Genomic DNA, 23,233 nt, shown 5'->3' on the forward strand with positions numbered 1-23,233 from the left:
CCTACCTTTCATTAAATGCGCGCTCCAACGTCAGTTGGACCGGTTTCAACAGATAGCTGAGAAGTGTCTGCTCACCCGTTGTCATTTCGGCCACAACGGTCATACCCGCCTGCAGCGGACGGTTGAACGCGCCGGTGCCGATGGTTGAGCCTGCCAGAGCGAAGGAGGCCCGGAAATAGGTCTCGCCCGTTTGTTCGTCGGTCATGGGCAGGGGGTGGACCGACAGCAACCGCGCCTCAACCTTGCCAAAACGGCGGGCATCGAACGTATCGACGCTGATCGCCACCGGGTGTTCCAGAGCCACATGCCCCACCTCGGAATTGGGAATGCGCGCCTCGACCATCAAGGTCTGCCGGGTCGGAAGCACTTCATAGAGCGTTTCGCCCGGGGCAATAACCTCACCGGGATTGGGTGAGGCAACCGACTGGATCACGCCACGCACCGGAGCGATCAGGCGCAGGTCGGCAAGCCTGGCATCTACGAGTTTCTGCGCGGTCCGCAACTGATGATGTTCATGTTCCAGCGCGTTGATGCGGGTCAGCACGTCCTCTCTCAGGGTTAGGGCCTCTTCCGCGAGTACCGCTTTTGCAAGGGTCAAAGCGTTGCGCGCCTCGGCAACGCGCACACGGGCGTCTTCGGCAGCGGCGCGCATGGCGTCGACTTCGTCTTCTTCTTCCAGAAAATCACTGAGAGATTTCAGACCCTGTGTCTGCAGCTTCGCGTAGCGATCCAGAACCTGCTCTTTCTTTGTGACCCTTTGGCGCGCGAACGCTGCGGCGTCTTCAAGAATTTGCAATGTCTTGGTTTGCTGCTCAATCGAAACGCGCTGAACCTTCTGGCTTTCGAGAAATAGCTCAATACGGGCAGCAGCCGTCGTCAGACCTGAATTTCTAAGCGTTTGTATCTGGGTGGACCTCTGCGGAGCATCGCCTTCAAGCATGGCAAGCACGGCCTGTGCATTTCCTAGATCCCGCGCGACAGAGGAGGCTTGCGCGGACAGGACCTCCATCTCTTGTGTCAGTTCCGGGTGGTGCAACTGGACAAGAACATCACCGATTTCCACAGTTTGACCGTCCTGCACATGGACTGAACGGACAATCCCGCCTTCCATGGTTTCAATCTGAACATAGTGGCCCATGGGAACGATGGTGCCCGGCGCGCGTGTGATCTGTGGGACATCGGTCCGCCATGACAAAGCGATCAGACTGGCAAGAAAACCGGTGATAGCTAGCGCGAGAAACGCCGCGAACCGAGGCGCGCGGGCACGCTTTCGTCGAGCGCTGCGGTCAAGCAGTCCTTCTCGGTTTGCGGAATGTGTTCGGAAAACCATCTTCAAGCTCCAAGCGTTTTCAGGGCGGCCCACATCTTCTTGCGCCCGACTTCTCCGGTGTCGTTCACAGCAACCTGGCCCGCGTTGAGATAGATGAATCGATCGGCGATGTTCAGAAACGAACGATCTGCGGTCGCGATGATCACAGTGTGGCCCCCGGCCTTATCCTTGACCCATGTTTTGAACGCTTGACGGCGAGTGTCGTTCAGTCCGTTTGTCGGTTCCGAGAACAGGTAGACCGAGGCTGGTCGTGCCATGCTACGTGCGAGGGTGAGAGATTTCAAAATCTCATCTGGCATTTGCGAAAGGGCTTCATCGGAAAGGCGCGTCTGCGCACCGTCTGGCAGCATACTGTGCCCTTGTCGTAAGCCCATCCGATCCAGCGAGGCTTGAATTCCCATGTCGGAAATGGACGGCGCGGCCAAACGGAAATTCTGCGCAACTGTGCCATAGAACAGTGATTTCTCGTAAGTCGCGTAGGTGACCGATTCGCGCAGCTCGTCCCGCGCGATTTGGCGGATGTCGATCCCGTCGTGCTCGATCGTTCCCCCAATCGGGGAGGCCAGACCATCGATTAGATCCAGAATGGCGGCACGCGCGGCTGTGTCGCTGCTCAGGACAACCACGACTTCGCCCGGCTTAAATGCCAGACTGACTTGCGACAGGATCGGAGGGCGGAGTGGATCCGGGCGGTATGTAACCGAAGAAAACACGATGGAACCGTTCAGCGCTTTTTGGTGGGACCAGCCGAGGCCAAGCTCCATCTCTTGCGGCAGGAACAGCACCCGGTCTGCCTGGCTGCGGCTGGCCTGGAAAGACATAAGCTGCGGAAATCCGGTATACAGCGCCTGAATGGGTCCGAAGATCTTTGACACCAAGGCGATTGAGGCGATCAGAGCGCCAAAACTCAAAGCTCCGGACATCGCGGCATGGGCGCACAATATAATTGCACCGGTTGTGGCTACGGCCGCAATTGTTTGCCCCAATGACTGCGCAAGTGCTTGAAATTGCCGAGCGCGCTTTGTGCTTTCCTCACTGGTTTCGATCAAAGGCATGCAGCGTTGGAGCCAAGGCGTTTGCATGCCGAGATTTGCGAAGGCGCCTTGATGGACGATTGCGTCTTGTACCGCCAGCTGGCTGAGTGAGGCGCCCCGTGCGGCTTTCCTTTCGAGCTGTTTTTGACGTGGGATCGTGATCAATCCCACTATTGCCAAAGCCACCGCCAAGCCAAATGTCCAAAGCCCAACGCTTGGCGCAAGATAGAGCAGAACGGCGAGGAACAGTAAGGCAAAGGGTAGGTCCAGAAGCGTGGTAATCATCTGCCCGGTAAACATCTCTCGGAGGGCCTCGAATTGGCGGAACCGGGACAGGTGTTGGTTCACGCCTGAGCTTTGCATTTGGCCCAGTGGCAGGGACATCAGTTTTCGGAACAAGGCTGTCATCAGCTTTTGTTCGCCGCGCCAGCCAATATATGTCAGCGAGCGCGTGCGCATGTGGCGAAAGCCCATGTCCGTCGCCGCGACGACGGCGACCCCAACGGCCAGTGACAGCAGCATGTCAACAGATCCCGACGGGATGATCCGGTCGTATACTGCCATCATGAGCAGCGGGGTGAAAAGGCCCAAAATGTTGCTGAGCAGGGAGACAAACAAAAGACCCGGCAGGATCGGGCGGAGGTCGCGAAAGGCCTGTGATACGGTGATCTGCGTTTTCGTGGTTCGGTTAAAGGCAAAACGATCGATCCGAAACAGGGTGCACCGGTGACGCGGAAGCTTTTGAAACCGCGGATTTTCCGCCTTTGCATCATCAACCAGTACATGCGCGCCTTTGCTGTTAAGCGCGAGAAAGGCTGGCCCATGATCGGGTACGACCAAGGCAGGACAGTCCGAGGCCGCGATCTCGTGCATCCGACACCTGACTTGTGCGAATGGTATTCCGAGATTTTCCAGGGTTTGTTTGATGTCCCCCGGCTGCAGGCGTTGGGAAAAGTGTGGAAACGCTTCGATCAGGCTGTCTCGGTCATGTTTCCAACCACTTGCCTGCAGGAGCGACTGGAAAAGCTGAGTGGTGTTTTCAATCGTCAAAGTGGTCATGCGGCACCTCTTTTCATGCGGCACGCTTCATCAGTGTCTCGATAGGCATCCTCTTGCCATTGAAGCAGATCGGAGGTCCGGATGTTGCCCAGCTGGGCGGATTGATCCGTCAGCTGGTGCAACCGGGGGTCGGGGCTTGCGATCACCAGAGTGGGGCGCGGCGAAAGCGTTTTCAAACAGGTTGCCAAGGCCTGACGCTCAGGTGCGTCCAGAACAGACGAGGGTTCATTCATCAGTAACATCCGAGGGCGTAAAGCAAGGGCTCGGGTCAGCGCGATCAGTTGTCGGTTGACCGGATCGCTTTCAAAACTCGACCCCTTGCCCAGCTGGGTATTGTAGCCTTCTGGCAGCCGGTGAACACGCTGCTCCAAACCAAGCGCGGCAGCGATCTGTTTGGCATGTTCAGCCGTTTCGGCGCCGCCAAACGCGGTCAGATTGTCCAGCAAGGTTGCTGAAAGGATCGCAGGGTCGCGCTCCAGCGCCACTATTCCGCCCCGACCTACAAGGGCGGGCCGTTCGGTTGTTGCAGCCTCATCTATCAGGCACGAGCCAGCATTGGGCTTTTGGTTGCCCAAAATGGTCGCGAAGAAGGCACCGACCATCCAGCTTTCTTCCGCTTCTATCAGTATCCCAGTGCCAGCTGGCACGTGAAAACTCACAGGGCGACTGGGGGCCTGTTTGTTTTGCGGGTGAGGCAGGCATAGCCCTTCGACCCGCAAATCACCTTTCAGTTTTTTGTGCGTAGCCCAGCTTGGCGGTTGCCGCGAGATACTGTCCATTTCGCGCAGTTTCCGCCGGGATAAAGCGACGCTTTCTGACTGAACCCATATCGCCATGATCTTGGTCAAAGGCTGAATGATACGACCATTCAAAAGCATACAGGCCGCCAATTCGGCAATTCCGATCATGTTCTGAATGACGAGATAGGCCCCCAACAAGCCCATTGCCGCGACCATGATCTGCCCGAAAACAGCGCCAAAACTCTGCGCAAAACCCGAGAACAGGATCAGCTTGCGGCTGACGTCGACAGTCTGGTCTTCAAGCAACTCAAACCTTCGGGCCATCTGAGGTTCCATCCGGTTGGCTTTGACCGTGGACAGGCTGGACATCAGGGCCGAGAGGAACGCATAGCGGCGGGTATCCAGTGCCTTGCGACGCTCAAACAGGGACCATTGCTGATGCTTCATCACAACCGCAATCACTAAAACGATACAGAGCGCGGCAATGGGAACCAGAACCAACCACCCTCCGATCAAGCCGATCATGAGGGCGAACAGGATCGTAAATGGCAGATCAATGGCGAGCGTCTGGCTCTGACCTGATTGGTGTTCTCGCAGTTGGCTGATCGCCATGTAGCGATCGAAATAGGTGCTGGCGGTGTCCTGAGCGAAGCGGATCGGATTTGCGTTCAATACCTGTTCCAGAAATTGGCGTTGGCGGGCGACGGCACACTCTTCGGCCCCGGTTGTCAACAGAACAGAACGCGCCCAACGCAATGCAAACTCAAGCCCTACACAGACCACCAGTGCCCAGGTCAGGAGGCGCAACGTCTCGGTCGATTGAAAGGGGATGATACGGTCGAAGATCAGCAGAATGGTGATAGGCGCCAAAAGGGACAAGATGTTCAGGGAAAGCGACGCCGCCAGAAGCGGAATACCCATCCGCAGCCTTGTTCTGCGCTTGACCGACCTGTTCGCTTTCATGTGTTAACGCCCGTTCATTTGCCCCCTAGGTCTGGGGTCGAGGCTTTTAAAAACGAGTAAACATCAGGTCGCGTGATGCGCTAAATTTAGAAAAAATTTCATGTATTTCAGTAACTTTCGAGAAAGCTCCGCGTGCTACTGGTTTTTGGGAATCGTCAGTAGGTAAATCGGGGTTTTGCGATGAAAAAGCCGGACATCAATCTGAATTTTCAAGCGAATTCCGCGAGGGCTGCGCAAAGCGAAAAGCAGGATATTGCAGAACACCTTTCACGGGCACCTGCAAGTTCGGCTGAGGACCCGACCAGGAGTACTCTGCATACGGGCGAACAGGCGCAAGGGGTGCTGGATGAAGCCCAGACCAGTGGTGGAGCGCCCTCGACTCGTGTCACTTTCGCTGAAAACGGGATGGTTGAAGAAGGTGCTATTTTAGACAAAACAAGCGCGCCGCAAAGCGTTGTCGCACGGGCTGGGTCGTCTGTGAATACAAGCCCATCTGGCGCCAGTGGGCAATCGGAGTATCAAGGGATGGTCTCCTCTGCGGAAACAACTGTCGGACCACTTCCTACTGCCGATGCATCGGCCGAATTGCCGGAAAATGCGCCTGTGGTCGAGCCGAATACACCCACCCCTCCGACAATTCCTGCAGCTTTGCCCCCTCAGCCACTGGAAGAACAAAACCAAGCCCCCAAGGATTTCATGCTTGATGGCTCAAGCCTATCAGAGAACGATGAAGGCGCGGTGGTCGGGACCATTTCGGTGTTTGATCCAGACTCGGATGGGCCGCATCAGTTTGAGGTGTCTGACCCTCGGTTCGAAATCCTCGACGGTCAGTTGCGGTTGAAACCCGACGTTGCGCTCGACCATGAAGACGCAAGCAGCGTTGAGGTGGATGTCACCGTTACGGATGAGGGCGGGTTGAGCTTGACTGAGCGTTTCACAATCGACGTTGCAGATTTGAACGAAGGCCCGGAAAAAGTGTCTTTGGACAACACGACCCTGGCTGAAAACGCAACGGGGGCGGTGGTTGGAAATATTTCCGTCGTGGACCCTGATTTGAGTGACACCCACAGTTATGAGATCTCGGATGGACGCTTTGAAATCTCGGACGGGCAATTGCGCTTGCGGCCGGGTATCTCGTTGGACCACGAGGGCGCAGATCACATTGAAGTCAGTATCAAGGCGACCGACGCCGGAGGCTTGAGCGTCACCGAAACATTCTCGATATCGGTTCAGGATATCAACGAAGCGCCGATTGATCTGACTGTTCAAAACGGAACGGAAAACCTGATCCGGAACGGTAGTTTCGAGGAATTCGACCTTACGCAGGGCCGGTGGAGAGGGTTTGACGATGATCAATCCGGTGCGTGGACCGATGCCAACGGGATCGAGATCTGGGACCGCCTAGGGGGGCTGCGGGCCTCGGACGGGGATCAGGTGATGGAGATGGACCATGGCTGGGGCATGGATAGCATCTCTCAGGTTGTGCAGACGCAAGAGGGGCAGCTCTATGATCTGGGCCTCGACCTGCGCGAGCGCCTTGTGAATGGCACCGACACGGTTGAGGTGTATTGGAACGACACTTTGGTTGCGGAACTGGATCCCAAATCGTCGGATTGGGAGACGTTCCAACTGCAGGTTGTCGGAACGGGTCAGGACAAGCTGGAACTGCGTGAGGCCGAAGGCCAGAATGACTCTTATGGCGCGTTGGTTGACAATATCACTCTGACCGAAGCGCAGTTGACCGTGGCGGAACATGTCGCGGGTGCCGTGATTGGACAAGTGCGGTTCGATGATCCCGATCATGGTGATACGCACCGCGTCGAGGTCTCGGATGACAGATTCGAAGTGATCGGAGGGCAGTTGCGTCTGAAACCAGATGTTGCGCTTGATCGCAGTGAGGCTGAGGCCTTGACCATTGACGTAACTGTCATCGACGAAGGCGGGCTAAGCACGACCGAGACACTTTCGATCTCTGTTGCAGACAGGCCCGACATGTCGATCAGCACCGGGTTTCACGCCAAATATTTCGATGCCGACCACAGCGTGACGCGACTTGAGGACGTGAACTGGGCCGCGCCCGCCATGCATCAGGAGGTCACGACGGAGATTGACTACGAAGTTAGCCGCGGGTCATTTTGGGAAGACGGGTCGCGAAACACTTTTGGCGTTGAGGTTTCCGGAACGGTACAGGTTTCCGAGGGCGGGACGTTCACTTTCCATCTCGGAGCAGACGAAGGCGCGATGCTGATTGTTGATGGAGTGCCGGTCATCAATGAGGATGATTCACATGGATATCAAACACGCACGGGCCAGATTGACCTCGAACCCGGAGCGCATTCTATCGAGGTTCGCTATTTTGAGAATTCGGGCGAAGCAGGCCTGAAACTGGAATGGGATGGCCCCGGCCTTGACGTCCGACAGCTTGTTTCGGCCCCGGATGTCGCTCAGGCACAGGTCGTGGCGGGGACTCCGCTCGCTTTCGATATCGACACAGCAGCTCTGGAAATTGGCTACGATACCCTGTTTTCCTTGGATGGATTGCCGCTGGGAACGCAGGTTGAAGTGGACGGTCAAACCCATGCTGCCGGTGAAAACGGCACCGTGGAAATGGTAGGTTGGCAGGGGGATTTGCTGATCATACAGCCTCCATTCGATTTCTCGGGCCCTATTGATGTGGGGGTACGTTCCTCCACTCCAACCGAATTCGGTGGTAGCCAAGACGCTGTCCAGACAGTGTCATTCGAGGTTCACCCGGCGCAGGTTTTTGCCCCGACTGCGCAAGTGATTGTAGGATTTCAGGCCAGTTACTTCGATGCGGAAAGTAGGTTGTCGAAATTGGACGACATTGATTGGAGCGCCGACCCGGCACATCAGGAAATCGTGTCTGAAATTAACTACAAAAACAGCGCTGACTCGTTTTGGGAAGGCGGATCAAAAGACACATTCGGCGCCCGCTTGGAGGGGCGCGTTTCGGTCGAAGAAGGCGGCACATACACCTTCTTTGCCGGAGGGGATGATGGCGTCGTACTATTCGTCAATGGTGTCGAGGTGATCGAGAATGATGGCCTCCACGCCTATAGGACCCGAGCCGGTCAGATCGAGCTCGACCCCGGCATCCATGATATCGAGGTCAGGTATTTCGAAAACTACGGGCATGCGGGGCTAAAACTGGAATGGGATGGCCCTGATACAGAGGGCCGCGCCTTGGTGCAGGCGAATCCGGAACTGACGATTGAAGAAAACGGGACCTTGGCGCTTGGCATTGACCTGACGGGTGCCAGCGATCAGGCGGATGTGGCAATTGAGGGGTTGCCAGCCAACAGCCTGATTGTAGGCGCAGAGGCCGCGGTGATGTCGGATGGGGGGCCGGTTGATGTAAGCGGCTGGGATATCGGCTACCTTGAAATCTCGCCACCACCGGGGTTCGAGGGCGCAATTGAAGGCCAGATCGTGATCTCGGATACCGGCTTTAACGGCGCGCCGGTGACATCGACAACCGCGTTTTCGATGGAGGTTGGAGATGGTGATGCGCTCACAAAACTCGATGCGCCGGATGAATTCGCGTTTTTTGGGAATGCCTCGGGCAACGGGGATGTAGCATCTTGGGATGCTGATTCATCCGATGCCGCGCAGGACGACGCTGACGATGTTCTGAATGAAGACGTAATCTCGCCCTCACATTCCGAGATCATGAGTATCGAGACAGAGGCCTATGAAAGGGTCGATTGGTAGCCCGCGGCTGACCTATTCGGACGTGGTTATGAAAAAATAGACCCATTCGCCTTTGAATTCCGGGTCCTTGGCGCGGGCGGCGGCGACTCGATCCTTTAGGAACTCAAGGTAAGGCCCCGCCGGTTCGATCAGAGGTCTTTCCTCGTCAAAGAGGGGCCTCGACGCCGCAAAGGCGACCGCGATTTCTTGTCCGTATGGAGGGCCGATTGTGATGAAAAGGCCGGGGTCGCCTTGTTTCTCAGCGCCAATTTTGAATGCAGATTTGGCGGGTGTTCTGGCAAACGGGACCGACGCGTTTGGGCTGAGATGTATGACCTGACCGTCGGCGTCGAAATAGTCGACATAAATATAGGCGTCGTAGTCGGCCCCGGTCAGGTCAAGGACCAGTTGCTGGCCTGAAGCGTAGCGAAACTCGCGCGTGTGGATATCATCGCCCACCAGCAGGGGGTTGGTGATCTGGTCAGTCGATTGTGGCAAGCCCACATCGACAATCCCGCTAAGCGCGCCGCATTGGGGTCGGGGGAGGATCAGCAGATTGTCAGTGACCTGAATATTGGCCCCCATCTGCGCCTGAAGCGCCGACAGGACAGGTCCGCGTAGCCCGTTTTCAGGGATGTGACCGATCAGTTCGAGGGTATTTGTTTCTGGGCGGAACTGCACCTGAAGGCGTGAGCACGGTACCTGCGCCAGCAGGCCGTCTATGCCATCACGCAGGTCTTCAGCCGCCTGGCCCGCATCTTCAGGGCGCGTGAAACTTTGAAAGGCGGCGAGGCTTACGGGATCAATCGGGGAATCGCCGGTTGCCGAAAACACATCGGCCGCCTTGGCCTTTGGGACGTCCGGTTGGGTTTGGGTCAAAGCGACGGGCCGCGCCTGCACGGCCTGAGCGGTATCAAAGGAAGGTTGTGTCAACGCCACTGTATCCGTCGGCGCGCGGTTGGATGACAGCGTGGTCGTCGGCAACTCGGCCGAGGCCAGAGACACCGCAACCGCCTGTTCGGCAACGACAGGTTGGGGCTTGTCCGGAACGGCCGTCAGAGCCTGCGTTTGGTTGGCCACCTCGTCGCTGACTGCGAGACTTAGAGCATTCGGGGCAATCTCTGGGGCCGAGGATTGTGGAATAGCGCCCTGCGCCAATCGTGCGCCGCTTGTTTCTTCGGTTGAGGTCGTCTCTGTATCCGGCTGCGCCTGCGCCGCGGTGCTTTGTTTCACCTGATGCGCCGAAAGCTGCATCCGTGTTTCCGGTACGGGCTGCTCGATCACGGGTTCAGGCTCTGTAGACCAAAGCAGAACAACCGCAGCCACGGCGTGAATTGTGACCGAGCAGAACAGCGCAGTGCCCCATATCAAAGGAGTGCGCGTCACCGGACCGGACCCGGAGGTGTAACGACCAGCACCACATCCCGCGCGCCCATCGCCTCGAACGTGGCGATCAAGGGCAAGACCTCTCGTAGGGCGGCATCCTGATGGGCGTTGATGCGGAGCAGCAGGTCGGGCTGTTCGGACAGCGCCTCCTCGACCGATAGCGCGATCTGATCCGCCGAAAGCTCTGTTCCGTCCAGGGCCAATTGGCCATCAGCGCTGACCGACAGGGTCAATCCTCCCGCTGGCATATCCGCTCCGGATTGCGACACCGGCGGGGTCACGTCGAATGGCGCGGTGGCGTCCATGCGTCCGATGAGCATGAAGAAGACCAGTAGAAAAAAGACGACATCTATCAGGGCGATTATGGTTTCGGGGTGATGGCGCGGGGCAGGGCGGGTGATCTTCACGGGCGCGCCTCCAGCCGGACGACGCGCATGTTGGTCACGCCTGCGCGGGTGACCACGTCCATGACAGTAACCAGCGCCTGCATGCGGGCGCTGCCAGTGGGAAGTACGATCACCGGAGTTGCCGGGGCCTGGGCTATTCTGTCGGACAACAGTGCCTCAAGCTCCTCAGAGGTCAGTGATTGCCCGCGGAAATAGGGCGCGCCGTCGCCTCCGATACGGATCACTACGGCGCTGGCGGGTTCGCCTGAGGTGCCGGAGGGTGCAGGGCGATCCGATTGAGCCAATGCCGGGATCATGTCGAGGTTCAGATAGGTCGAGGTCACCATGAAGAACACCAGCAGGATCAGCATCACGTCGATCATCGGCACCAGCGAGATCAGGGGCCGTGTCGGTCTGCGTCTGTTCAGGCTAAGCTCGGCGGACATGTGTGAACCCTTACTGCGTGCCGCGTTCCTCGATCACCATCAACTGCCCGACCGCGTTCTCGATCGCCTGAGCGCCCGCTTCTGCGCGGCCCGATAACAGCGATGCCCCGACAGCGGCGGGGATGGCGACCAACAGACCGGCGGCGGTGGTCAGCAAGGCCTGCCAGATCCCGCCCGCAAGGACCGAGGCATTGGCCGCGCCTTGCGCCAGCTCCAACTCCTGAAACGACTGGATCATACCGGTCACAGTCCCCAACAGGCCGAGCAGGGGCGAGATCATCGCGATCAGCTCCAGCACGCGAATCCATGTGTTCATGGCGGCGAATTCCTGATTGCCGCGACGTGTGAGTTCGGCCATCAAGGCGGGCCCCTTGAACCCATCGTTCAGCGCCTGCATGGCATAGGCGCAGACGCGATCAGCCGGAGATTTCCCCGCAGCGACAGCGGCCTGTGCCGCCTGCTTTTCGCCCTTGGACCATTGCACCAGCGCCGTGTCCCTCGCGCCTCCGCCGGACCGAACCGGGGCCAGTTGCATCGCTTTGATGACAATCAAAGTGACCGAGAGCAGCGACAACGCGCCAAGGATTGCGATGATTGGGCCTCCTGCGCCCAGTGTCTCGAGCCCGAACATGATCTATTGCGCCAGATTGGCTGAGGTCTTGCTGCCCAGCGCCAGCAGTGGGAAGCAATCCAGAGGCTCGGCGTTCTGGGGCTTGCAGGCCGGCAGGTCGTGCAGCAGCACCTCTGAGATATTGGAGCATTCGATCTCGGGGATTTCGAACAGTTTAAGCACCGTGCGTTGAACGGGCAGGGGGGCCGCGTCGATGGACAGTAGCCGGTCGATCACGCCATTGCTGTCGAGGATGGCCAGCGACATCTCGAATTCTTCGAAACTGTTGTCAGTCTGGTTGCGAAACAGGAAGAACGCGCGGCATCCGCCGTTTTCGGCGGGTTCGAATTTGTTCAGTTCGATACCAAGGCGGCCCTCATCGGCCTGCGCGGTTGCGGCCATCAGTGTCAATGCAACTGCGCCGAAAAGGGATTTTCTCATCTTCCTACCTCTGCTGCCGGTCGTTGAACCCACATCCGATGTCATGCGTCGCGGGTCTTAGCACTGAACATTGCAGAAACAGGGCGCATGCGGGAAGATATTTCTGCAATGGGTCACGTTCGCGTCGGAACAATGAACTTGCCCTAGCGTAAACAAACGGTACGGCGGATCAGGAAAATGTGTATATTGATCTCGACCTGGTCTGCACATTGCGACCGATTAACCACACAAACCGCAGAGGAAACTGGAAGTGTTTGCGAGTTTCGCCATCATGTGAACTAATTCATACACAAGATTGCAGGCGCTGCTGTAAGCGATTCAACAAGAACAACAAGCTGCGATCGAACAGGACGGTATTGGGAATAAAATGGACCTTTCATCTTATCTGGAGCCCAGAGACGACGAACCCCCCAGCGGAGAAAATCTGGAATACGATCCGGCCTTTACGGACCTTGAGATCGCGGCTCAGCCGGGCGAAGAGCGTCAGATGGGCGATGAGGTCGTCGCGGCCGAAGAACAGGACTGGCGCGATGTCGAGGAGAAAGCCCTGGCCGTCATGGATAAAAGCCATGACATTCGCGCCGCGATCTATCTGGCCGAGGCGGTTTTGCACACCAAGGGTCTGCCCGCCTTTGCCTCGGCCGTGGGCTATGTGAAATCCCTGCTGGAAGACAATTGGGATACCTGCCACCCCGAGCTGGATGAAGATGACGGCGATGCCACGATGCGCATCAATGCGGTTCGCGGTCTGGCCTCGTCTGATCGGATGGTACGCGCCTTGCGTCGGACCGCTTTGACAGACAGCCGCATGTTCGGTCGGATGACCCTGCGCCATCTGGATGTCGCCGAGGGTCGCATCAACATGCCCGCGGATCTGGACGACGCGCCGGATGCAACCGGGGTTGCCGCCGCGTTCAAAGACACCGATGACGAGGTGTTGGAGGCCAATGCCGATGCAGCGTCCGCGGCTCTCGATGATGTTGAGGCAATCGACGCTGTTTTCAGCGACAAAACTCCCGGCGAAGGCCCGGATCTGACGCCTCTGTCTGATGCGCTGAAAAGCATTAAGCAAGCGTTGGCCAGCTATGCCGATGTGGGTGAGGCCGAAGCAGACGATTCCGGCGACGATGACAGCCCAAGCAGCCCAACGGGTGCCCCGGCCGCGCCGATGGCGTCGGGCGGTGGCGGCGGTGGGGCGATCAACACGCCCGAGGATGTCACGCGGATGCTGGAACGCATCATGGATTATTATGCCCGGTGCGAGCCCTCCAGCCCGCTGCCAATTTTGCTTGAGCGTGCCAAGCGCCTTGTGAATGCCGATTTTCTGACAATTATCGAAGATATGGCAAAAGAGGGTCTGGACGAGGTGCGCCAGATCGGCGGCATAAAAGAAGACGACGATGACGATTATTGATCCGTTTGGGCGCAAGCCGAACACCGGATTGAAAAGAAACACTGATGGATGAATCGAGGAGCATCAGATGGCTGACAGTTCACAAAAATTTATAGCCCGGAACAGGGCTCCGAGGGTTCAGATCGAATATGATGTTGAACTCTATGGGGCCGAGAAGAAGGTCCAGCTGCCCTTTGTCATGGGTGTCATGAGCGACCTTGCCGGGAAATCCGAGGTCGAGCAGCCCGCCGTGGCCGACCGCAAGTTCCTGGAAATTGACGTCGACAATTTCGATGACCGGATGAAGTCGATGGCGCCGCGCGCGGCCTTTACCGTGCCGAACACCTTGACGGGTGAGGGCAATCTGGCCGTCGATATCACGTTCGAGAGCATGGATGATTTCAGCCCCGCCGCGATTGCCGCGAAGGTTGAGCCTCTCAAGGAGCTGCTGGACGCGCGCACCCAGCTGTCCAACTTGATGACATATATGGATGGAAAAACCGGGGCCGAGGATCTGATTTCGAAGATCATGCAGGACCCGTCGCTGCTGAAGACACTGGCAGCCCAGCCCAAACCCGGCGCTGACGCCGCCGAGGAGGAGTAAAAGATGGCCGAAGAAGAAGCCAAGGTAGAAGCCGCCGAAGGCGCAACCGCGTTTGGATCCTCGGAATTCGAGGCGCTTCTGACGAAAGAGTTCCGCCCTAAGTCGGATCAGGCGAAAACCGCCGTTGAAAGCGCAGTCAAGACGCTGGCCGAACAGGCACTGGCCAATACCGGCCTGATCTCGGACGACGCGCTGCGCTCGATCGAAGGGATCATTGCTGAGATCGACAAGAAGCTGACCGAACAGGTCAACCTGATCCTGCACCATGCCGATTTCCAGCAGATGGAAAGCGCGTGGCGTGGTCTGCACTATTTGGTGAACAACACCGAAACCGACGAGATGTTGAAAATTCGCGTGATGAACATCTCGAAGAAGGACATGCACAAGACCCTGCGCAAGTTCAAAGGGACCGCATGGGATCAGTCTCCGATCTTCAAGAAACTCTATGAAGAAGAGTTCGGCCAGTTCGGTGGTGAGCCTTATGGTTCGCTGGTGGCAGATTATCACTTTGACCACAGCCCGCAGGACATCGAGCTATTGGGCGAGATGTCCAAGATCGCCGCAGCCGCGCATGCACCGCTGATCACCGGGGCCAAGCCCAGCCTGTTCCAGATGGACAGCTGGTCGGAACTGGCCAACCCGCGTGATCTGACCAAAATCTTCCAGACTCCGGAATATGCCGCATGGCGGTCGTTGCGCGACAGTGAAGATGCGAAATATGTCGGTCTGGCAATGCCCCGCTTCTTGGGTCGTCTGCCTTATGGCTCCAAAACCGAACCGGTTGAGGAATTCGCGTTCGAAGAAGACACCAGCGGTGCAACCAGTGACAAATATAACTGGGTCAACGCGGCCTATGGTATGGCGGTGAACATCAACCGGTCCTTCAAGGAATATGGCTGGTGCTCGCGTATTCGCGGCGTGGAAAGCGGTGGCACGGTCGAGGGCCTGCCCGCGCATACCTTCCCAACCGACGATGGCGGCGTGGACATGAAGTGCCCGACCGAGATCGCGATTTCGGACCGTCGCGAGGCGGAACTGGCCAAGAACGGCATGATGCCTCTGATCCACCGCAAGAATAGCGATTCGGCGACCTTCATCGGCGCGCAATCGCTGCACAAGCCGGCGGAATATGATGATGCGGATGCAACCGCGAACGCCAACCTGGCTGCGCGCTTGCCCTATCTGTTCGCGACCTGCCGATTCGCGCATTACCTGAAATGCATGGTGCGTGACAAAGTTGGCTCGTTCAAAAGCCGCCAGGACATGGAATCATGGCTGCAGGGCTGGATCAACCAATACGTGGACTTCAACGCCGATATCTCGGCTGAAGCAGAAAAAGCACGTAAGCCTTTGGCCTCGGCCGAAGTGGTTGTGGAAGATGTCGAAGGCAATCCAGGCTATTACACGTCCAAATTCTTCCTGCGCCCGCACTATCAGCTGGAAGGCCTGTCAGTCTCTCTGCGACTCGTATCGAAACTTCCATCCGAAAAAGCTGGATAAAGGTCAAAAAAAATGGCGGCATGTGATGTGTTTCACTGCCGCCGTCACGACCCTCCGGTAAACCGGGTTTAGAAACTAGAAAAGAGGAAGGCTAAAATGGAAAACGTATTTGTACAGATGGACTTCCCGGGCGAAGCACGGGAAAAGCAGCACAAAGATTGGATCGCGGTTAAGTCGATCTCGTGGGAGGTTGAGCGTACGCTGGACATGTCCGACATGGGCACCACGCAGCGCGGTTATGCCAACGCGAATTTCGGCAAAGTGACCCTGAACACCGAGCTCAGCAAAGCGTCTGCCAAGATCATGACTTATGTCGCGTCGGGCAAGTCGAACTCGGAAATGCTGATCCACATGTGCCGGTCTGGCGATGACGAAAAGAAAGGCATGGAGCCTTATCTGATCATCAAGCTGCGTGATGCAATCGTGGACAGCTACTCGGTAGATGGCGGCGAAGATTCGATCCCGTCGGAAACCTGGACCGTCGCGTATCGTGGCATCTCGGTTAAGTACAAGATCGCCGACTTCAAAACCGGCAAGCTCAGCGACTGCAACGAGTTCCTGTGGAACCTGGAAACCGGCGACGTCAGCTAAGGTTTCAAACGACTACGGGTCCCGGTGGCATTTGCCGCCGGGGCTTTCGCACTTTTTCCATCCTGACTGCGCGAGGGTTACATGACGCCGGAAGAGCATCTTAAATCAGGCGATCTGGCGGCCACATTGGCCTCTCTGCAAGATAAAGTCCGTGCCAATCCCGCAGACGCCAAGCTGCGGATTTTTCTGTTTCAGCTGCTCTGTGTGATGGGTGACTGGAAACGCGCGATCACCCAGTTGAAACTGAGCGCCGAAATGGATGAAGCGGCCACGATGATGGCCAAAACCTACCGGGAGGCCATCATTTGCGAGGTCTATCGCGAAAAGGTCTTTGCCGGGGAAAAGACCCCAATGATTTTTGGCGAGCCAGAAGAGTGGCTGGCCCATCTTATCGAGGCACAGAAACTGACGGCTGGCGGGCATTTCGACCAGGCCACTGAGCTGCGCGGGAGAGCGTTTGACGCTGCGCCTGCGACATCCGGCACGGTGAACGGTGAATCGTTCGAATGGATCGCCGATGCCGATATGCGGCTGGGGCCGGTCCTCGAAGTGATTGTGAACGGCCGCTATTTCTGGCTGCCGTTTTCTCAGATCGTTCGGATCGATATCGAACCGCCCAGCGACCTGCGTGACGCGGTCTGGACGGCCTGCACGCTGACAGTTTCCAGCGGAGGGGAACTCGCCGCCCTGATCCCAACACGCTATGCCGGATCAACCGAACAGGGTGATGATGCTGCCCGTCTGGCGCGGGCGACCACTTGGGTTGATGCCGGCGGCGAAACCTTTGTCGGGCTGGGCCAACGTTTGCTGACAACAGACAAATCCGACATCGCGCTGATGGACATTCGCGAACTGGTTCTGGACGTGGCGGTCGGGGCCGGGGAAACGGCGGGAGATGGCTGAGAAGACCCTTGCCGAACGTCTGCAACCCTCGCTTCTGGATCGGTTGACGGATGACGCGCCGGATCAGTTGAAAGAGGGGCGGGATTCCCGCGTGATTGACGTCGGGCGCCTGCGCGAGATCATTCAGCGCGATCTGTCCATGTTGCTCAACACCACCGATCAATCCGATCTGATTGATGAGGACGTCTATCCTTATGCTTCCAAATCAGTCCTGAACTACGGCATCCGCCAGACTTCGGGCTCGTTCTCTACCCTGCGTCAAGCCCAGCGCATTCAAAAGTCCATTGCCGATTCTATCGAGGTGTTTGAACCTCGGATCGTGAAAGGGTCGGTCGCGGTCGAATTGCGCTCGGAAAAGCAATCGGGCGAGATGCATGTGGATTATGACATCCGCGCCGTGATGTGGGCGCAGCCCATGCCTCTGGAATTGTATCTGCGCAGCCGGGTCGACGTGACCACCGGCGAAGTCTCGATCGAGCGGAGCTAGGCGCGATGGATACACGGCTTCTGAAACACTACGAAACCGAACTGGCTTTCCTGCGCGAAATGGGGGCCGAGTTTGCCAATGCCTATCCCAAGATTGCCTCGCGCCTGGGGATGGAAGGGATCGAGGTTGTCGACCCCTATGTCGAACGTTTGCTGGAAGGTAGCGCGTTTCTGGCGGCTCGGGTTCAGCTGGAACTGGACATGCAGTTCCCGACTTTCACCTCGAACCTGCTAGAGATTGTCTATCCGCACTACCTAGCCCCGACACCGTCGATGATGGTGGCGCAGATGGAGCCCGACATCGGCAATGCTGCCCTGAAAGAAGGCTACCCGATCCCGCGAGGCACCACCTTGCGCGCGCGTTTGGCCGAGGGCGAACAAACCGCGTGTGAGTTCACCACGTCCTCGGACCTAACCCTCTGGCCGATTGAGATCACAGAGGCCGAATATATTGACGGCCGGGGGGAACTGGTGGCTGCCGGAGTGGCGCGCGACACCGACGCGCGCGCCGGTATTCGCCTGCGTTTGAACCGCACCGACGGTGAGCCGATGGCCGAGCTAGGTATGGACAACCTCGTGCTGCATCTGGACGCCCAAAGCGGCAAGGCTTGGGCCCTGCATGAGTTGCTGGCCACCCAATGTGTTGGGCTGACGGGCCGCTCGACGGACCGCCGCGCGGATTGGACCACCCGGCTGACGACTGCGGATGTGCTGCCCAAAGGGTTTGACGCGGATGAGGCCCTGTTGCCAACGCCGCGCCAGTCCTTCGACGGTTATCGCTTACTTCAGGAATATTTTGCGATGCCGGAACGGTTCCTCTTTGTGGAACTGACCGGCTTGCGGCCCGCGCTTGAGAAATCGACAGGCACGGATGTGGATATCTACATTCTGTTGCAGGACGGGATGCGCGATGTCGCCCCCGCCTTGACCCCTGCGGCCTTTGCGTTGAACGCGGTGCCTGCGGTGAATTTGTTCCACCGCCGCTGCGACCGGGTGCATATCACCCAGATGGACACGCAGCATCACGTGGTGCCCAACCGTACTGCGGGTCTCGACTATGAGATTTTTGGGATTGAACGTGTCACCGGCATTCAATCCGATGAAGAGGGCGACATTTCCTTCCGCCCCTTCTACAGCGACACCGATCTGACGGCGGCGGGCGACAATCACTCGGCCTATTACACGATTAAACGTCGGATGCGGCAGCGCAACGAAAAGGAACGGCTGCGGGGCGTGCGGACCTCGTACTTGGGGTCCGAGGTCTACCTGACTTTGGTTGACCGAGCGCAGGCGCCCTATCCCGGATCGTTGGAGCAATTGGCGGTTGAAGCGCTGTGCTCCAACCGCGATTTGCCCCTCTTGCTGGCCGCAGGCGGAGATGACGTCTTTCATCTTCCAGACGGTGGTCCGGTCAAGACAATCCGAACGCCTGTGACACCGACGCGCCCGCACGCGACCTTGGCGCAGGGTGATGCTGCGTGGAAACTGATCAGCCATCTCAGCCTCAATTATCTGTCCATTGCGGGCGATGGGAAAGAAGGCGGAGCGGGCGCTTTGCGCGAATTGCTCGGCATCTATGCACCGCTCGGCAACCGCGTGACCGAGAAACAGCTTGAGGGCGTCGTCTCGGTCTCCAGCCGCCCCATCGTGCGCCGGATGAGCGACGAGGTCCTCAGTACGGCGGTGCGCGGGTTAGAGATCACGCTGGGCTTCGACGAAAGTTTCTACGAAGGCACCAGCGTCTATGTGCTGGGCGCGGTGCTCGAGCGGTTCTTCCGCAAATACACCACGATCAACAGCTTCACGGAAACCGTGCTGAAAACCGAACGACGAGGAGAGATTGCCAGATGGCGACCAGCGGCCGGACTGGGCAGGATCATCTGAGCCTGCTTGCCGCGCTGGCGGCTGATCCTGAAAGGCATCACGTCTTTCAGGCGTTACGGGTGATCGAAGCGCATTATGCGGATGCGCCGCGCCTGGGTGAATCGCGCCGCCCGCGCGAGGATCGCGTGCGTTTGGGGCAGGATGTCTCACTGGCCTTTCCGCCCAACACGCTGACGCGGTTTGAACCGGCGACCGACGGCGCGCCGGGCAAGCTCAACAACCTGTTCTTTGGCTTTTTTGGTCCGCAAGGCCCTCTGCCCCTGCACCTGACTGAGTTCGCCCGAGACCGTCAGCGCAACCACCGCGACCCGACTTTCGTGGCCTTTGCCGACATGCTGACGCATCGGATGATGAGCTTGCTCTACCGTGCCTGGGCAGCGGCCGAACCAGCGCCGAGTTTCGACCGGGGCGATGATCCGTTTGAACAGCGCGTGGCGGCTTTGGCCGGGTTCAAGGGCGAAGACTACAGCGACCGTGACGCGATGCCGGATATGCTGCGTCGTTTCTTTGCAGGGCATCTTGGGTCGGGGACGAAAACGGTCGAAGGTCTGATCGCGATCCTGTCGGACTATTTCGGGGTGGAAGCGCATGTGCAGCAGTTCGTCGGTTCTTGGTTAGAGCTGGAGCCGGACGACACATGGCAGCTCGGCTCGCCCGCGCGATTGGGGCAATCCACCAGCATCGGCAACCGCGTCTGGTCGCGTGCGGCCAAGTTCCGTATTCGCATCGGGCCACTGTCGCTTGAAGACTACAAACGCCTGCTGCCCGGCGGCGTTTCTCAGGAACGGATGGAGGCGATCATTCGCACCTATGCCGGCGACACCTTGGATTGGGAGGTCAATCTGGTGCTGGCCGGTGATGAGGTGCCGCGCGCCTCGCTGGGTGGAACGACGCAGCTGGGTCATACCAGCTGGATTCGAACCCGCGATGATCCTGACCAGAACCGCCCGGATGCGGACGATCTGATCCTGTATCCCAGATATGTATCACAAGAATTCGAGGCCGAAGAACTGGCCCATAACGAGAGGTATTGAAGATGACGGAAATCAGCCGCGTATCGCTGTTCGGCAAGCTGAACAAGCTTGGCTATCAGGCCATCGAAGGGGCCACCGTGTTCTGCAAGATGCGGGGCAATCCGTATGTCGAAATTCAACACTGGCTGCATCAGATCCTGAACGGCCAGGACAGCGACATTCACCGCATCATTCAGCACTATGATCTGGATCCGGGCAAGATTGCGTCGGAGCTGACGCGCAGCCTGGATATGCTGCCGCGTGGGGCATCCTCGATCTCGGACCTGTCCGATCATCTGATGGACGCGATGGAGCGCGGCTGGGTCTGGGGTTCGTTGCTCTATTCGGACAGCAAAGTGCGGACTGGGTATCTGATCCTCGGCATGCTCAAGACGCCTGCACTGCGCAACATCTTGGCCAGCATGTCGCCGGAGCTGGCAAAGATTGGCGCGGATGATCTGGCCGACAGCTTTGCCGAGGCCACCGATGGCTCACCCGAGGACACTCTTGGCGCTCAGGATGGCTCGAACGTGGGCGGTGGCGCTGAGCCGGGCGAGGCCAGCGGCGCAATGGCCCCCGGCGCGATGGGCAAGGGTGAGGCGTTGGAGCAGTTCTGCACCGACCTGACCGAACAGGCTCGCAACGGTGAGATTGATCCCATCGTCGGCCGAGATGAGGAAATCCGCCAGATCGTCGACGTATTGATGCGCCGTCGTCAGAACAACCCGATCCTGACGGGTGAGGCGGGCGTGGGTAAGACTGCCGTGGTCGAAGGGTTTGCTCTGCGGATTGCGCGTGGCGATGTGCCACCGGCGCTGAAAGATGTACGCCTGTTGGTTCTGGATGTGGGCCTGCTGCAAGCGGGCGCGTCGATGAAGGGTGAGTTTGAAAACCGCCTGCGTCAGGTGATTGATGAGGTTCAGGCCAGCCCGACTCCGATTGTGATGTTTGTCGATGAGACTCATACGTTGGTCGGGGCCGGGGGCGCTGCCGGGACCGGCGACGCGGCCAACCTGCTGAAACCGGCGCTGGCGCGCGGTACGTTGCGCACAATCGGCGCGACCACATGGGCCGAGTATAAGAAATATATCGAGAAAGACCCGGCTCTGACCCGTCGTTTCCAAGTCGTGCATGTTGAAGAACCCGATATCCCAAAAGCGGTTCTGATGATGCGCGGCATCGCCTCGATGCTGGAAAAACACCACCGCGTGCAGGTGCTGGACGAAGGGATCGAGGCGGCAGTGACGCTGTCCGCGCGCTATATCCCAGCGCGGCAACTGCCGGACAAATCGGTCAGCCTGCTGGATACGGCCTGCGCGCGGGTCGCGGTGTCTCAGCACGCGGTTCCGGCTGAGGTGGATGACAGCCAGCGCCGGATTGAGGCTCTGACCACCGAATTGGAGATCATCGAACGCGATGAGACTGCAGGCTATGACGTCGCCGACCGGCGCGAGGCCGTGAATACCGCGAAAGAGGCGGAAGAGGCGCGGTTGGCCGAACTCAACGGGCGTTGGGAGGCTGAAAAGAAAGTGGTCGAAGAAATCCTCGACCTGCGGGCCAAGCTGCGCGCAGGCGGGCAAGAAGTCGAAGGCACTGGCACTGCCGAAGGCGAAGCCGCGACCGAAGAAGCTCCTGACGCACAGCCCATCGACCGTGAGGCACTATTGGCCGAACTAAAAGCCAAGAACGCTGAGTTGGAAGAAGTGCAGGGCGATAGCCCATTGATCCTGCCCATCGTCGATCATCAGGCGGTGGCGAGCGTTGTTGGCGACTGGACCGGTATCCCCGTGGGCCGCATGGTCAAGGACGAGATCGAGACGATCCTGAACCTCGAAAGCCGTCTGGCGCAGCGTGTGATTGGTCAAGATCATGCGATGAAAATGATTGCCAAGCGCGTTCAAACCAGCCGCGCGGGGTTGGACAATCCGAACAAGCCTATCGGCGTGTTCATGCTGGCAGGCACCAGCGGCGTCGGTAAAACCGAAACCGCTCTGGCCTTGGCCGAGGTGCTGTATGGCGGTGAACAGAATGTCATCACCATCAATATGTCGGAATACCAAGAGGCCCACACCGTCAGCAGCCTGAAAGGCGCGCCTCCGGGCTATGTCGGCTATGGTGAAGGTGGCGTGCTGACCGAAGCGGTGCGGCGCAAGCCATACTCGGTCGTGCTGCTGGACGAGGTCGAAAAGGCCCATCCAGACGTGCACGAGATATTCTTTCAGGTCTTTGACAAGGGCGTCATGGAGGATGGCGAGGGCCGCGTGATCGACTTTAAGAACACGCTGATCTTGCTGACCTCGAATGTCGGCACTGAGATGATCATGGATATGTGCGCGGACCCGGATCTGATGCCCGATCCCGAAGGCATGGCCAAGGCGCTGCGCGATCCGCTGCTGAAGGTGTTCCCACCAGCGCTGTTGGGTCGTTTGGTGACGATTCCCTATTATCCGCTCAGCCCCGAGATGCTGGGCGAGATTACAAAGCTACAACTTGGCCGAATCAAGAAGCGCGTCGAATCTGCTCATGGTGTACCATTCGAATACACCGATGCAGTCGTGGACGAGATCGTCAATCGTTGTCAGGAGCTGGACAGCGGTGGTCGTATGATCGACGCGATCGTGACCAATACAATGCTGCCGGATATCTCGGCAGAATTCCTAAAAAGAATGATGGAGGGCGAAGAAGTTTCCAAAGTCGTGATCGACGTCACAGACGGGGACTTCACTTACGGGTTTGATTGAGCGCAACGCATG

The 23,233-nt window shown here is 58.2% G+C and carries 18 protein-coding genes; 10 read left to right on the top strand and 8 right to left on the bottom strand.

Features of this window, described 5'->3' with window-relative positions:
• Position 1: 1 nt before the first annotated feature.
• Genes ACR0NO_RS13675 through ACR0NO_RS13685 form a run of 3 tightly spaced genes read right to left on the bottom strand, consistent with a single transcriptional unit; the run spans position 2 to position 5,126 of the window.
• Positions 2–1,330 carry an HlyD family type I secretion periplasmic adaptor subunit gene (locus ACR0NO_RS13675; protein WP_480724335.1) on the bottom strand — a complete coding sequence of 443 codons (1,329 nt, stop codon included), beginning with the start codon at positions 1,328–1,330 and terminating at the stop codon, positions 2–4.
• Positions 1,331–1,332: 2 nt separating this feature from the next.
• Positions 1,333–3,423, bottom strand: a complete 2,091-nt coding sequence (locus ACR0NO_RS13680; RefSeq protein ID WP_480724336.1) for an ABC transporter transmembrane domain-containing protein — start codon at positions 3,421–3,423, stop codon at positions 1,333–1,335.
• Positions 3,420–5,126: an ABC transporter transmembrane domain-containing protein gene (locus ACR0NO_RS13685; protein WP_480724337.1), complete on the bottom strand. Its 1,707-nt coding sequence runs from the start codon at positions 5,124–5,126 to the stop codon at positions 3,420–3,422. Before ACR0NO_RS13685 ends, ACR0NO_RS13680 begins: the two co-directional genes overlap by 4 nt.
• Before the next feature lie 180 nt (positions 5,127–5,306).
• On the opposite strand from ACR0NO_RS13685, the gene ACR0NO_RS13690 reads away from it, so the two are divergent.
• On the top strand, positions 5,307–8,858 hold the full coding sequence (locus ACR0NO_RS13690; RefSeq protein WP_480724338.1) for a PA14 domain-containing protein: 3,552 nt from the start codon (positions 5,307–5,309) through the stop codon (positions 8,856–8,858).
• Positions 8,859–8,870: 12 nt separating this feature from the next.
• Here the strand turns inward: ACR0NO_RS13690 and ACR0NO_RS13695 are convergent, their stop codons facing one another.
• Genes ACR0NO_RS13695 through ACR0NO_RS13715 form a run of 5 tightly spaced genes read right to left on the bottom strand, consistent with a single transcriptional unit; the run spans position 8,871 to position 12,106 of the window.
• On the bottom strand, positions 8,871–10,223 hold the full coding sequence (locus ACR0NO_RS13695) for a DUF4384 domain-containing protein (RefSeq protein WP_480724339.1): 1,353 nt from the start codon (positions 10,221–10,223) through the stop codon (positions 8,871–8,873).
• Complete coding sequence (locus tag ACR0NO_RS13700) at positions 10,220–10,630, bottom strand: ExbD/TolR family protein (protein WP_170767561.1); 411 nt, start codon at positions 10,628–10,630, stop codon at positions 10,220–10,222. The genes ACR0NO_RS13695 and ACR0NO_RS13700 overlap by 4 nt, the downstream gene beginning before the upstream one ends.
• Positions 10,627–11,055 carry an ExbD/TolR family protein gene (locus tag ACR0NO_RS13705; RefSeq protein WP_480724340.1) on the bottom strand — a complete coding sequence of 143 codons (429 nt, stop codon included), beginning with the start codon at positions 11,053–11,055 and terminating at the stop codon, positions 10,627–10,629. The genes ACR0NO_RS13700 and ACR0NO_RS13705 overlap by 4 nt, the downstream gene beginning before the upstream one ends.
• Positions 11,056–11,065: 10 nt before the next feature.
• The gene (locus tag ACR0NO_RS13710; RefSeq protein WP_480724341.1) at positions 11,066–11,686 is read right to left on the bottom strand and encodes a MotA/TolQ/ExbB proton channel family protein; all 621 of its coding nucleotides are present in this window, start codon (positions 11,684–11,686) and stop codon (positions 11,066–11,068) included.
• A gap of 3 nt (positions 11,687–11,689) precedes the next feature.
• Positions 11,690–12,106 (bottom strand): hypothetical protein, encoded by a 417-nt coding sequence (locus tag ACR0NO_RS13715; RefSeq protein ID WP_170467424.1) that lies wholly within the window; start codon positions 12,104–12,106, stop codon positions 11,690–11,692.
• 367 nt (positions 12,107–12,473) lie between these two features.
• Here ACR0NO_RS13715 and tssA point away from each other — a divergent pair, with 367 nt between their 5' ends.
• The 9 genes from tssA to tssH all read left to right on the top strand — a co-directional run bounded on the left by tssA (position 12,474) and on the right by tssH (position 23,221).
• Positions 12,474–13,520, top strand: coding sequence for a type VI secretion system protein TssA (gene tssA / locus ACR0NO_RS13720; RefSeq protein WP_480724342.1), 1,047 nt, complete (start codon positions 12,474–12,476; stop codon positions 13,518–13,520).
• Between the two features lie 67 nt (positions 13,521–13,587).
• On the top strand, positions 13,588–14,103 hold the full coding sequence (gene tssB / locus ACR0NO_RS13725; protein WP_170378441.1) for a type VI secretion system contractile sheath small subunit: 516 nt from the start codon (positions 13,588–13,590) through the stop codon (positions 14,101–14,103).
• A gap of 3 nt (positions 14,104–14,106) precedes the next feature.
• Positions 14,107–15,603, top strand: coding sequence for a type VI secretion system contractile sheath large subunit (gene tssC, locus ACR0NO_RS13730; RefSeq protein WP_480724343.1), 1,497 nt, complete (start codon positions 14,107–14,109; stop codon positions 15,601–15,603).
• A gap of 96 nt (positions 15,604–15,699) precedes the next feature.
• The gene (locus ACR0NO_RS13735; protein ID WP_170378430.1) at positions 15,700–16,194 is read left to right on the top strand and encodes an Hcp family type VI secretion system effector; all 495 of its coding nucleotides are present in this window, start codon (positions 15,700–15,702) and stop codon (positions 16,192–16,194) included.
• A gap of 81 nt (positions 16,195–16,275) precedes the next feature.
• On the top strand, positions 16,276–17,097 hold the full coding sequence (locus ACR0NO_RS13740; protein ID WP_480724344.1) for a type VI secretion system accessory protein TagJ: 822 nt from the start codon (positions 16,276–16,278) through the stop codon (positions 17,095–17,097).
• Complete coding sequence (tssE, locus tag ACR0NO_RS13745; protein ID WP_170378426.1) at positions 17,090–17,584, top strand: type VI secretion system baseplate subunit TssE; 495 nt, start codon at positions 17,090–17,092, stop codon at positions 17,582–17,584. Before ACR0NO_RS13740 ends, tssE begins: the two co-directional genes overlap by 8 nt.
• 5 nt (positions 17,585–17,589) lie before the next feature.
• On the top strand, positions 17,590–19,467 hold the full coding sequence (gene tssF, locus ACR0NO_RS13750) for a type VI secretion system baseplate subunit TssF (RefSeq protein ID WP_480724345.1): 1,878 nt from the start codon (positions 17,590–17,592) through the stop codon (positions 19,465–19,467).
• Entirely contained in the window at positions 19,431–20,501 is a 1,071-nt protein-coding gene (tssG, locus tag ACR0NO_RS13755) for a type VI secretion system baseplate subunit TssG (protein WP_480724346.1), read from the top strand. Before tssF ends, tssG begins: the two co-directional genes overlap by 37 nt.
• A 2-nt stretch (positions 20,502–20,503) precedes the next feature.
• A complete protein-coding gene (gene tssH, locus ACR0NO_RS13760; RefSeq protein WP_480724347.1) occupies positions 20,504–23,221 on the top strand; it encodes a type VI secretion system ATPase TssH in 2,718 nt (905 codons plus the stop codon).
• Positions 23,222–23,233 lie beyond the last annotated feature (12 nt).

This window comes from Ruegeria sp. CL3 (genome assembly GCF_056536505.1).

What these genes read in the sequence shown, in the direction of transcription:
- ACR0NO_RS13675 (WP_480724335.1), bottom strand. Translation starts at nt 1,330, where the DNA reads ATGGTTTTCCGAACACATTCCGCAAACCGAGAAGGACTGCTTGACCGC.
- ACR0NO_RS13680 (WP_480724336.1), bottom strand. Translation starts at nt 3,423, where the DNA reads ATGACCACTTTGACGATTGAAAACACCACTCAGCTTTTCCAGTCGCTC.
- ACR0NO_RS13685 (WP_480724337.1), bottom strand. Translation starts at nt 5,126, where the DNA reads ATGAAAGCGAACAGGTCGGTCAAGCGCAGAACAAGGCTGCGGATGGGT.
- ACR0NO_RS13690 (WP_480724338.1), top strand. Translation starts at nt 5,307, where the DNA reads ATGAAAAAGCCGGACATCAATCTGAATTTTCAAGCGAATTCCGCGAGG.
- ACR0NO_RS13705 (WP_480724340.1), bottom strand. Translation starts at nt 11,055, where the DNA reads ATGTCCGCCGAGCTTAGCCTGAACAGACGCAGACCGACACGGCCCCTG.
- ACR0NO_RS13710 (WP_480724341.1), bottom strand. Translation starts at nt 11,686, where the DNA reads ATGTTCGGGCTCGAGACACTGGGCGCAGGAGGCCCAATCATCGCAATC.
- ACR0NO_RS13715 (WP_170467424.1), bottom strand. Translation starts at nt 12,106, where the DNA reads ATGAGAAAATCCCTTTTCGGCGCAGTTGCATTGACACTGATGGCCGCA.
- tssA (WP_480724342.1), top strand. Translation starts at nt 12,474, where the DNA reads ATGGACCTTTCATCTTATCTGGAGCCCAGAGACGACGAACCCCCCAGC.
- tssB (WP_170378441.1), top strand. Translation starts at nt 13,588, where the DNA reads ATGGCTGACAGTTCACAAAAATTTATAGCCCGGAACAGGGCTCCGAGG.
- tssC (WP_480724343.1), top strand. Translation starts at nt 14,107, where the DNA reads ATGGCCGAAGAAGAAGCCAAGGTAGAAGCCGCCGAAGGCGCAACCGCG.
- ACR0NO_RS13735 (WP_170378430.1), top strand. Translation starts at nt 15,700, where the DNA reads ATGGAAAACGTATTTGTACAGATGGACTTCCCGGGCGAAGCACGGGAA.
- ACR0NO_RS13740 (WP_480724344.1), top strand. Translation starts at nt 16,276, where the DNA reads ATGACGCCGGAAGAGCATCTTAAATCAGGCGATCTGGCGGCCACATTG.
- tssE (WP_170378426.1), top strand. Translation starts at nt 17,090, where the DNA reads ATGGCTGAGAAGACCCTTGCCGAACGTCTGCAACCCTCGCTTCTGGAT.
- tssF (WP_480724345.1), top strand. Translation starts at nt 17,590, where the DNA reads ATGGATACACGGCTTCTGAAACACTACGAAACCGAACTGGCTTTCCTG.
- tssG (WP_480724346.1), top strand. Translation starts at nt 19,431, where the DNA reads ATGGCGACCAGCGGCCGGACTGGGCAGGATCATCTGAGCCTGCTTGCC.
- tssH (WP_480724347.1), top strand. Translation starts at nt 20,504, where the DNA reads ATGACGGAAATCAGCCGCGTATCGCTGTTCGGCAAGCTGAACAAGCTT.